This window comes from Alterinioella sp. (assembly GCF_058343375.1).
On record NZ_JBTUJH010000107.1, the window covers coordinates 17,347 to 28,506 of the forward strand.

At 63.1% G+C, this 11,160-nt stretch carries 9 protein-coding genes, 1 other RNA gene and 1 pseudogene; 4 read left to right on the forward strand and 7 right to left on the reverse strand.

Annotation, left to right across the window (positions count from 1 at the left end):
• Positions 1–90: 90 nt before the first annotated feature.
• From argS to ACW8PS_RS14600, 3 genes are all read right to left on the reverse strand, one after another.
• The gene (argS, locus tag ACW8PS_RS14590) at positions 91–1,821 is read right to left on the reverse strand and encodes an arginine--tRNA ligase (RefSeq protein WP_491528230.1); all 1,731 of its coding nucleotides are present in this window, start codon (positions 1,819–1,821) and stop codon (positions 91–93) included.
• 172 nt (positions 1,822–1,993) lie between these two features.
• Complete coding sequence (locus ACW8PS_RS14595; RefSeq protein ID WP_491528231.1) at positions 1,994–2,329, reverse strand: hypothetical protein; 336 nt, start codon at positions 2,327–2,329, stop codon at positions 1,994–1,996.
• A gap of 85 nt (positions 2,330–2,414) precedes the next feature.
• A complete protein-coding gene (locus ACW8PS_RS14600) occupies positions 2,415–3,608 on the reverse strand; it encodes a deoxyguanosinetriphosphate triphosphohydrolase (protein ID WP_491528232.1) in 1,194 nt (397 codons plus the stop codon).
• Positions 3,609–3,767: 159 nt separating this feature from the next.
• On the opposite strand from ACW8PS_RS14600, the gene ACW8PS_RS14605 reads away from it, so the two are divergent.
• Both ACW8PS_RS14605 and ACW8PS_RS14610 read left to right on the forward strand, forming a co-directional pair.
• Positions 3,768–4,097 (forward strand): HesB/IscA family protein, encoded by a 330-nt coding sequence (locus ACW8PS_RS14605; protein ID WP_491528233.1) that lies wholly within the window; start codon positions 3,768–3,770, stop codon positions 4,095–4,097.
• 101 nt (positions 4,098–4,198) lie between these two features.
• Positions 4,199–4,597, forward strand: coding sequence for a SpoIIAA family protein (locus ACW8PS_RS14610; protein ID WP_491528234.1), 399 nt, complete (start codon positions 4,199–4,201; stop codon positions 4,595–4,597).
• Between the two features lie 124 nt (positions 4,598–4,721).
• On the opposite strand, the gene ACW8PS_RS14615 is transcribed toward ACW8PS_RS14610, so the two are convergent.
• Complete coding sequence (locus tag ACW8PS_RS14615; protein WP_491528235.1) at positions 4,722–5,366, reverse strand: LCCL domain-containing protein; 645 nt, start codon at positions 5,364–5,366, stop codon at positions 4,722–4,724.
• A 97-nt stretch (positions 5,367–5,463) separates the two neighbouring features.
• Between ACW8PS_RS14615 and ssrA the strand changes: the two genes are divergently transcribed.
• Positions 5,464–5,817: a transfer-messenger RNA gene (gene ssrA / locus ACW8PS_RS14620) on the forward strand.
• Positions 5,818–5,928: 111 nt separating this feature from the next.
• On the opposite strand, the gene ACW8PS_RS14625 is transcribed toward ssrA, so the two are convergent.
• Entirely contained in the window at positions 5,929–7,299 is a 1,371-nt protein-coding gene (locus tag ACW8PS_RS14625; RefSeq protein WP_491528236.1) for an oligosaccharide flippase family protein, read from the reverse strand.
• On the reverse strand, positions 7,296–8,123 hold the full coding sequence (locus ACW8PS_RS14630) for a glycosyltransferase family 2 protein (RefSeq protein ID WP_491528237.1): 828 nt from the start codon (positions 8,121–8,123) through the stop codon (positions 7,296–7,298). Before ACW8PS_RS14630 ends, ACW8PS_RS14625 begins: the two co-directional genes overlap by 4 nt.
• A 71-nt stretch (positions 8,124–8,194) precedes the next feature.
• Here ACW8PS_RS14630 and epsE point away from each other — a divergent pair, with 71 nt between their 5' ends.
• A complete protein-coding gene (epsE, locus tag ACW8PS_RS14635) occupies positions 8,195–9,373 on the forward strand; it encodes an exopolysaccharide biosynthesis GT4 family glycosyltransferase EpsE (protein WP_491528238.1) in 1,179 nt (392 codons plus the stop codon).
• Positions 9,374–9,387: 14 nt separating this feature from the next.
• Here epsE and ACW8PS_RS14640 read toward each other — a convergent pair.
• Positions 9,388–11,160 (reverse strand): annotated as a pseudogene (locus tag ACW8PS_RS14640) (calcium-binding protein); the annotation flags it as partial.

An 11,160-nucleotide genomic window follows, 5' to 3' on the forward strand; every position in this document is an offset into this window, starting at 1 on the left:
AATTGGGCGGCATACCGGGAAATTATTGGTCCTGCTCAGACCCCGACCTGGCTGTTTTTGGCGGCCGCCCCGATTAACCCGGGGCTGACCTCAGCGCATTTCTTCGACCGGTGTCACGCCCAGAATAGCAAGACCGTTGGAAATAACAACCTGAACGGCAGCTATCAGGGCAAGTTTTGCGCAGGTCGCGGCCGGATCATCCTCTTGCAGGAACCGCAGGGCAGGCTCGGCATTGCCCTTGTTCCACAGCCCGTGAAACTCGGAGGCCAGATCATAGAGATAGAACGCAACCCGGTGCGGTTCATGCGCCTTGGCGGCAATTTCCACCAGGCGCGGCCATTCCGCCAGCTTTGCCGCCAGCGCCAGCTCTGCGGGATGCGTCAAAAGCGTGACATCGCCAGCTTCCGCGCTCAACCCCGGATCGCTTGCCTTGCGTTGCACCGACCGGATCCGCGCATGGGCGTATTGCACGTAGAAAACCGGGTTGTCGCGGGATTGTTCGCGCACTTTATCAAGATCGAAATCCAGCGGCGCATCATTCTTGCGGGTCAGCATCACAAACCGCGTGACATCCGGGCCGACCATCTCGACCACATCGGCCAGCGTCACGAAAGTGCCAGCGCGTTTCGACATCTTGAAGGGCTGGCCATCCTTGTAAAGGCGCACCAGCTGCGTCAGCTTGACATCGAGCGGCACCCGGCCATCCGACAGCGCCGAAACAGCCGCCTTCATCCGTTTGACATAGCCGCCGTGATCGGCCCCAAACACATCAATTAGGGCGTCGAACCCTCTGGAAATCTTATCAAAATGATAGGCGATATCGGGGGCGAAATAGGTCCATGCCCCGTCCGATTTCTGGATCGGACGGTCAACATCATCGCCATGCTCGGTCGACCGGAACAGGGTCTGTTCGCGCGGCTCCCAATCCTCGGGCTGCTTGCCCTTGGGCGGCTCCAGCGTGCCACGATAGATCAGGCCCTTGGCATCCAGATCGGCAATCGCGGCCTCGATCCGGCCGGTGCCATAGAGCGATTTTTCCGAATAGAAATGATCCATCCTGACGCCGATCAGCGCCAGATCGGCCCGGATCAGATCCATCATTGCCGCGGTCGAAAATTCGCGCACCTGTTCCAGCCAGACATCTTCGCCCTTGCCGATAAACGCATCGCCAACCTCAGATTTCAGCGCCTGGCCCACGGCAATCAGGTAATCGCCGGGATAGGTGCCATCCTCGAACGCGACCTTCTGGCCATGCGCCTCAAGGTAGCGAAGATAGACTGACCGGGCCAGCACATCGACCTGCGCACCGCCATCATTGATGTAATATTCGCGGGTGACCTCATGGCCCGAAAAAGCCAGCAGGCTGGCCAGAGCGTCCCCGAATACCGCCCCGCGCGTGTGACCGACATGCAAGGGGCCGGTCGGGTTGGCGCTGACAAATTCGACATTGACCTTTGCGCCCTGCCCGATATCGGACCGGCCGAAATCCGCACCCTGCGCCAGCACGCCCGCGATCACCCCCTGCCAGGTCGCCGCCGACAGGCGCAGGTTCAGAAATCCGGGGCCTGCAACCTCCACCGTCTCGACCCGGCCATCCCCCATCAGCAGCGCGGCCAGAGCTTGCGCGATATCGCGCGGCTTCATCCCGGCTGGCCTGGCCAGCACCATCGCGGCATTGGTCGCCATATCGCCATGGGCGGCGTCGCGCGGCGGCTCGACCGCCACATTCGCCATATCCAGGCCGGCGGGGATCACGCCATCGGCCACCAGAGTTTCAAGGCTGGTGATCACCAGCGCGCGCATATCGGCAAAAAGGGTCATCGGTTTGGTCCTGCAAGGGTTGCGCGCGGTCTAACCAGCGGCGCAGGCAGGGTCAATGATATCGGCGCGCTTCTTGCTACAGCGTTTCAGGTTGTGCTTGAGGCAATATGCACCGCAATGCGCGTTCGAGCGCGAAGAAAGCCATTGCAAGTCAAATCCTACCCGAAACGCATTAGCAGGGCACATAGGTCTGGGCATAGCCGCGCCGCACCTGCAGCACGCCGCCTTGCGCCGTCGCCTGCAGGAACACCCGTTCGGTCCAGGTCAGCCCTTCACCGCTGCATATGGCATCGAACAGAAAGGCCTCCTCCATGTCGCGAATCGCAATGCCATTGGTCATCTCGCAGGTGCTTTCGTAATAGGTGACAATGCTCGATGCGATGGTGATCCGGGTCTGCGGGATCGACGCATCGCACTGACCGATCTGATATATTCCGTCATAATGCTGCGTCGCCGCTGCGGCCCCCGCGCTTGCCAATAGCAGCGCGCCGACAAGAAAAATATGCATGTCAAACCCTCTCGATAAAAAAAATCATCAATCAAAACAGAACACGGGCATGGCCAGCCTGTCACGCGTTTTGCCTGTCAGGCGCTCAGGACAGGACCAACGCGTCATGGGTCTGCAAGGCGAAGCGGTCGGTCATACCGGCGATGTAATCAGCCACCAGGCGCGCCCGCGCGGTGGCATTGGCGGCCGCCTCGACATCTTCTTTCCATTCGTCGGGCAGCAGTTCGGGGCGCGCCATGAACAGGTGAAACAGCGCCTCCACCACCTTCGTGACCCGCCCCCGCATCTCGACCACCGCAGGGGCGCGATACATATGCTGAAACAGGAACGCGCGGATGTCGCGCAGATCGGCAAACATTGGCTCTGAAAACCCGATGACGGGATGGCCAAGAGCGCGCAGATCGGCAACCGATGCGGGCTGGTCCGCGGCCAGCCGCCGACGCGCCTCGGCGATCACATCACCCACCATGACGCCAAACACCCGGCGCAGCGCCTCGGCCCGGCGGCGCTTGGCCTCCAGCCCCGGATAGCGCGCATCGACCTGCGCATAGGCGGCACCGACAATGGGCAGCGTCGCGGCCTCGGCATCGGTAAACAGCCCGGCCCGCAGCCCATCGGCCAGATCGTGATTATTATAGGCAATATCATCCGACACCGCCGCCACCTGCGCTTCGCCGCTGGCATGGCTGTCCAGTTCCAGATCATGGCGCGCATTGTAATCGGACAGCGCAAAGGGCAGCGCGCCGGGTGCCGGGCCATCACCGTCAAGGGGCGTCACAGGGCCATCGCCCCGGCGGGGCGTCACAGGGCCATTATGCTTGGCCAGCCCTTCCAGCGTTTCCCAGGTCAGGTTGAGCCCATCGAAATCGGCATAGCTGCGCTCCAGCGAGGTCACGATTTTCAGCGCCTGCGCATTGTGATCAAACCCGCCATAGGGGGCCATCAGCGCGTTCAGCGCATCCTCGCCGGTATGACCAAAGGGCGTGTGACCGAAATCATGCGCCAGCGCCACCGCCTCGGTCAGATCCTCGTTCAACCCCAACGCACGCGCGATGGTGCGCGCCACCTGCGCCACCTCGATGGAATGGGTCAGCCGGGTGCGGAAATAATCGCCCTCATGCTCGACAAACACTTGCGTCTTGTGCTTGAGGCGGCGAAACGCCCCGGCATGGATGATCCGGTCACGGTCGCGCTGAAACGGAGACCGAAAGGCGCTTTCCTTTTCCGCCACGCGGCGGCCCCGGCTTTGCGCCGGATCACAGGCATAGGGGGCGATCATGAGACAAGCGGCCTTCTGGTTGCGGTCATTGCCGGTTTTCATCATTCTATCAGTGGCTTTGCCCGGTGACGAGGGGCGCGCGCAGCTCAAGGCTTGAGGTCACCGCCGCCGCCGCCTATCTTATATCCAAGCCCCCCCCTTTACTCGCGGAGCGACCCCATGCTGACCCTGCCCCCGAAAGTCACCGATCGCGCCTTTGCCCGGCTGGCCGAGATCAATGACGGCACCGACGCCGCCAAGGCGCTGCGCGTCGCGGTCGAGGGTGGCGGCTGTTCCGGGTTTCAGTATGATATTTCGCTGGATGACGCCAAAAGCGATGATCTGATCCTCGAAGGGGCCGGACAAAAGGTGGTGATCGACACGGTATCGCTGCCGTTCCTGTCCAATGCGGTGATTGATTTCTCCGATGAGCTGATCGGCGCGCGCTTCGTGATCGAAAACCCCAACGCATCATCCTCTTGTGGCTGCGGCACCTCCTTCTCGATGTAGCCCAGGCAGGCAGTTTCGGCCCCGGCTTTGACCCGTATCAATGTGCGCGCCACCGATCCGGGCAATAGATGGGGCCAATCGCACCAAATCAGGAGGCCGCCATGACCGAACCAAGCTTCACCGCCGAACTGGAAGCCCCCAACCTGCTTGTCGTCGAGTCAACCGGCCGCATGGATGCCATCGGAATGGAGATCGCGCTGGACATGCTGGTGCCGATCCTGCGCCAGATGTCGCATGGGGCCATGTTGCTGCGGGCCCATGATGTCAGCTGGCCGACGCTTGGGGCCATCGGCGTGGAATTGCGCCATTGGGCGCAACTGATGGCCATGGTGCGCAAGATCGACCGGGTTGCCGTGATGACCGATCAGGGCTGGCTGAAAAACGCCGCCGCGGTTGAAAGCCTGCTGATACCCAACCTCGAAATCCGGTCCTTCGCGCCGACGGATGAAGCCGCCGCACGCGACTGGCTGGCGGCAGTCACCGGCCCGAAACCGGCTTAGGGTCAGGACCCTGAAGGCACTTCTCGAAATAGCTGAGACCGGGTCTATCGCCTAACGCCTTGAAATCTTTGATTTCAGGCAGCGTCAGGTGGTTCAGGTTTTTCCGAGAAGTGCCATAGCGCTTTTAGTTTCTGTCGAAGATGATCGACCGGCCCCAAGAGCCGTAATCGCTGGTGGTGATTCCGTTCCAGGCCGAGCCGCGATAGGATTGCAATCCCGGTGCTGCCAGGGCCCGCACAATGCCACCGCTGCCGCTGATGATCCCGGCATGGGTCGCGGCCGCACAGATATTGCTGTCATCCGTATAGGGCCCGCTGCCCCAGGCCGTGCCAGCGGCCGCACCGGCGGCGCAGCTGCACACATAGACATCCTGCCCCGTAGGCATGCGCCCGCAGGCCTGCACGCTGCCAGCCTGAACCAAGTATACATAGTAGCTGGAGTTATATTCGGCCCAGCTGCTGGAAGTGATGCCATTGGCGGCAGTCCCGGGATAGCTGCTTTGCCCCGGTGCCATCACCACCTGGATCACACCGCCGCCCGAACCGATCGCCCCGGCATGGCGCGCCGCGGTGCAGATGTCGCTGTCGGCCGTATAGGGCCCGCTGCCCCATATCGCTGCGTTCGAGTCGCCCGAAGCACAGCTACAGGTTGTCGCGCCCTGCAATGACAGTGCATTGTCGGGGCATGTGCTTTGCGCCATGGCACCGAAAACAGACCCGAACATCATTGCTGCCGCAAGGGCCGCCACCTTGAAAATCTTCACACGCATCAGCATTCTCCGTTTCTTGCAAGTAATAGTCATAAAAAAGTAGCCCAGGGCAGGATTTTGCGCAACCGGACTGATCCGGAAAACTTGAACGCAGGGATGTCTTGAACGGCGGGCTTGACTGGCCTATGTTTGAATTGTCCCCCTCGGGGGAATATGGACATAAACGCGCTCGTCATAAGCGGATCGGACCCGGGGGCGGTACCCGGCGGCTCCACCAATATCCTTCATTTGGGGATCATGGGGCCGAAACAGGATCGACGAACGTCTAAAGGGGTTAGCTTTGTCTCGGCTGTCTGCCACCGTTATCGGCGAAACAAGTACAATTGCAAATGACAATCGTGCTCCGGCAATGGCTCTGGCAGCGTAAGCTGCTTAAGTCGCCGAAACTAAGTCCTTACGCCTAGCCGTGTAAGGCGGGGTTCGCAGGCACCTGGCAACAGAAGCCTGCACTTTCCTCCTTTTTCTTTTGCACAACGCGCATCGGCGCGGATGGGCAAAGGCCTTCGAAGGCCTTTTTTTACGCTGGTTCGAACCAGCGTAGACAAGCCGTTTCCAAACGGCTTCACCCCGCCTGAAACGCGCTCAGCGCCATGATCAAAGGCCAGTTCAGCCACAGCGCTGCCCCGGCCAGCGCGCCACCGATCACGTAGAACACGGCGTCATGCAGCGGATCCCAGGCCCGCTGACGCGCCGCCAGCCAGCCCACCACGGGATGGGCCGCCAGCATGGCAACCCCCTGCCCCAGCAGCGCCCCCGGCAACCCCCAATAGGTGATCCCCAGAACCATGCCCACCACGACAAACACCGCCCGCGTCGCTGCCAGCACGAAAAACCGTTTGCTATCGCCCGCCGCCAGGGCCGCCTGATCGTAAGTCACGCCAATAATGGCCGGGATCTGCATCGCCGAAATCAGCACCACCACACCGCCCGCCGCCAGATAGCGCGGATCATAAAGCAGCGCGATCAGCCATTGCCCGAAAAACGCGGGCACCATCACCAGCGCGATCATGCCCGCCGTCGCCAGCACCCTTATCCGGCGCAGGCGCAGGAAATTCTCGCGGCTCTCGCCCGGCGGGCTTTCCCGGTAGATCGGGATCATCACCTTGCGCACCACGACCGAGCCCATCATCAGCGGGAAAGAGGCCCAGAAAAACCCGATATTGTAGATGCCGAAATCATGCGTGCTGAGATAGCCGCCAATCACCACCTTATCGGCCTGCCCGATGGCAAAACCCGCGATGGTGCTGAGAAACACCCATTTGCCGAAATGGATCAGCTCGTGGCGCGCCGCGGCCTCCCATCGCAGCCTGTTGCGCTCGCCGGGCAGGAAAAGATCAAACAGAATGACCTGTGCTGCGGCCGAAATCACGCCCGAGATAACCAGCGCCCACACGCTTTGCCACCACCATGCCAGCGCCACCGCGATGACGACACCGATGATCTGCGTGGCCATGTCCAGCACCGTCACCCGGCCCGCACGCAGGTGCCGGTTGGCGGTCTCATATCGCGTTGGCAGAAACCCGAGGATAAGCTGCGTCAGGGCGGCAACCGGCAGAAACCAGATCAGATCGGGTTCACCGAAATACAGCGCCATGGGCCAGGTCAGCGCGCAGGCGACCAGAAAAAGGGCGGTGCCGCGAATGATCTGAATGGTCCAGGCCGTGTTCAGGAAATCCTGGTCATCGCCGCGCTTGCTTTGCATGATCGCGGGGCCGACGCCGACATCCGAGAACATCGCCAGCCCCATCAGAAAGACCGAGACCATGGCCATCACGCCGAAGGCCTCGGGAAACAGCAGCCGCGTCAGGATCAGGTTCGTGCCAAGCCGGAGCACCTGGCTGAAGCCGAACCCCATCAGGTTCAGCCCGGCGCTGCGCATGGCGCGCGGCATCAGGCCACTGCCCTGGGTGAGATTGCGCAAACTGGCGATCATCGTCCACGGCTCCAGCTGCGCGGGGCGGGCAGAACGCGCACCGCCAGAGATACAAGCGCATAGGTGGCAAAGCCCATGGGATCGGCCAGCGCAAGCCGGAAAGCACCCTTTGCGCCAAGGCGGGCGGTATCGTCATTGGCCAAAAGCGCGGGGTAGTTGCGGGCAATTTCGCCGACGCCCGCATCCTGCCTGCGGCGCACTTTCACCAAAGCCGCGAACCCTTCGGCGATCGGCCAATCATAGCGGGCATCGACAAGCTGGCGTTCCTCGGGGCGGAAATGCAGCCGCACATAGGTGTCATCTGAAATGATCTGCGGAAAGGCCCGCCACCGCGCCCGACCCGCACCATTGACGGCAAAGATCCCGCAGCCAGGAACGCCCGCCGCCATGAAAGGCAGCCGCGCCCAGAACCGGGCATATCGGCGGCTGACCAGGCCTTCGGCGCAGATCGAGACGCGGCCGCTGGCATAGACCGGCTCGGGGCGTTCCAGCGCGGCCCAGAGCGCCGCCAACATGGCCGGGGCGATGGTCACATCGGCATCCAGATAGGCCCGCGCGGGGTGGCGCGCGGCATCATCGCCGGCATTCAGCGCCCCCGGCTTGCCGCCCTGGGCCAGATCGAGCACCCGATAGCCCCAGCCCTTGCGCATGATCTGATCGGCAAAGCCCTGCGCCACGGCCGCCGTGCCATCGCGGCACCCGTTGGCCACAACGATCACCTCAACCGGCACTGCCACCGGATCGCAGGCAAGAAGGGCCTGCAGGCAAAGCCCCAGGAAGCGTTCCTCATTATGCGCGGGGATGATGACCGAGATCACAGCCATCCCCTTTTGCCTTTGACCTTGCAGGCGAAAATCCGCAAGTTGGCCGCAACCCCATTGGACGAGGCCCCATCTTGACGCGCAAACTCGGCTATCTGGTGCCGCAATTTCCCGGTCAGACGCATATCTTCTTCTGGCGCGAAATCGCAGAGCTCGAGGCGCGCGGCATCGAGCTGCATCTCTATTCGACCCGGCCGCCGCCCGCCGGTCTGATCGCGCATGACTGGTCGGACGCGGCCATGGCGCGCACCACCTATCTGGGGCGCGCCGATCTGATGGCGGGGCTGGCCGCCCTGCCCCGGCTGCCCTATGCTGAATTGCTGCGCCAACGCGGCGCGGCCAGGGATATCGCGCTGTCGATCCCGGCGGCGCAAATCCTGATCCGCGACTGCAAAGCCCGCGGCATTTCCCATCTCCATGTCCATTCCTGCGGCCGTGCGGCCTTGCTGGCGGCGATTGCCAAACGCATGGGGGGGCCGGATTATTCGCTGACGCTGCACGGGCCGCTGTCCGATTACGGGCCGGCGCAGGGGTTCAAATGGCGCCATGCCGCCTTTGCCACCATCATCACCGCGAAACTGCGCACCGAGATCCAGGCCGATCTGCCCGACGATCTGCCCGACCGCCTGCTGATCCAGCCGATGGGCGTCGATACCGATGATTTTGCCCCTGCCGGGCCCTATATCCCGGTCCAGCCCGGCGCGCCCTTGCGGATTTTTTCCTGCGGCCGGCTCAATATCGTCAAGGGCCATCAGGATCTTATGGCCGCCATTCGGATCCTGCGCGATGCGGGCCGCGACGTGGGACTTGCCATCGCGGGCGAGGATGATTTGGGCGGCTCCGGCTATCGCCATGAACTGGCCGCGAAAATCATCGAGCTTGACCTTGAAAACCATGTCCGCCTGCTCGGCCCGATCGACGCTGAGACGGTGAAAGCACAAATCCAGGCCGCGCATGTCTTTGCATTGGCCAGCTGGCATGAACCGCTTGGCGTGGCGCTGATGGAGGCGATGAGCTGTGGCATTCCGACCATCGGCACCAATGCGGGCGGTGTGCCCGAGCTGATCCGTGACGGTATCGACGGCGTTCTGGTGCCCCCGAAAGACCCGGCCCGGCTGGCCGCGGCGATTGCAGCACTGGCCGATGACCCGGCCCGCGCCAAGGGCCTGGCCATCGCGGGCCGAGCGCGGATCGTGGAGGGGTTCCATTCCGGGCGCGGTGCCGACATGCTGATCCGAGCCATTTGGGGATGAGATTGGCATTCCGTTCATCCGCCATCCGTGTCCAGCGCATATAGCACGCCGGGTTCGTCACTGAATTCTGCCTCTTCCACCGCGACCAGCCGAATGGCGCCGCCGGGGCCATTGAGGATGCGCAAAATGCCATCCTCGACCAATGCATAATCTGCGGCACGTCCCGAAAACACCGCCCGGTCGCGCCCCGGCCCGCCATGGGCGCGGTCACCGGGACCAAGAAACAGCACGTCATTGCCGCCGCCTGCCACAAACACATCCGGCTGATCGGTTCCGGTCAGAAGATCATCGCCATCGCCGCCCATGCGGTAGACGCCTTGCGCGAAAGCCCCGGCGCGGCGATCCTCCCATCCCGACCCGGCGACCGCGTTATAGGCCTCCAGCGTGGCCCAACGCGGGTTGGCATCATCGAGATGCCTGAGCGCGCCCCAACTGCCCCAGATTGTCGGGGCGCTGACATCGACAAAAGCATTGAAAAGCGTGCCGCCCGCTGCGCGCCAGCCGGTCAGAAGATCGGCATAAAGCGCGGCCATTTCGGGGCTGTAATTATAGGCGGTGAAAAATTCGGTCAGCGCGGCATCCTCGACCGCGCCGCCCTGGCCCACGATATGGGTGCCGCCCTCATACATGATCAGGCGCAACCCGTAGCGCGCCGCAACTTCGGCGTGATAGGGAAAAAACTCCTCGGTCAGTTCAGCGACTGACCCGCGCCGCAAGGCCCGCGTCACCCGTTCCGTGGCCTCGCCATCGGCGATCCAGCGGCGCAGGCGGTCGCCATATTCCTCGGTTCCCAGCTCATAGCCGAAATACCCGCCAAGCGCATAGGCGTCAAAGCTGCCTGCGGGGGCCGCGCGCCCTTCGGCCTGCGCCAGCGGGGCCTCCAGCAGCGCCGCCTCCAGCCCCGGCCAGGCGGTTTGCGTCGCCACCACGCGGATCAGCCGATCCTGTTGACCCTGAAACACATCGCCCCAGATATCGGCCATCTCGGCGGCGCGCAGGCCGCCATATTGCATCCAGGCGTCGCCCTCTGCCCCGTCCCACCGCGCCGCCGCCTGTTCGGCCGCCCATGTCGCCTGCGGGAACAGGAAATTCCACGCCTCATTGGACCATTCCGCATAGGCGATCAGGTCAGGATCGAGCCGCGCCTCGACATATTCCGCGAAGGCCCGGTAATAGGCATCATCGGCCATATGCGGCAGGGTGAACCACGGATCCGCGCCGATCTCATTGGCCAGTCGCACCAGAATTTCGACCGGCACGCCCCGGCGGATATAGGTATAGTCGTCCAGACGCGGGCGATCCTCCCAGACCCGTTGCGGTGACGCGTTGGTATCCATCCAATCCATGAACCGCACCACGCGCAGATCGCGCACCCGGGCGATCCAGTCGGGGTTGAAGACCTCGCCCAATTCAAACAGCGCAATCTGATCCTCGCGCAGCACGGTGATGTTGCGAATGGGATCGGCCATATCCGTCGCCTCGATCCGCAGGGCGACCGGACCTTCACCGGGCGTGAAACTGAACCAGCCCTGCCCGTCACCCATCGTGACGCCGGTGGCGCGCCCGCCAATGGAAAACGCGCCCTGCCCCTGCCAGGTCACCCGGTAGCGTCCGATGGTGCCGGTCGCGGCCTCGGGCAGATCGGTCAGGATGAAGCTTTCCAACGCCTCGACCCCGGGCGGCATCTGCAGCGGCCAGCCATTGTCATCGAGATAGCCTTCCGCCTCCATCTGCGCCGCATCCATGCCGCCCCACCGGCCCGGCAAATGCCCGGTCCAGGGCCGGGC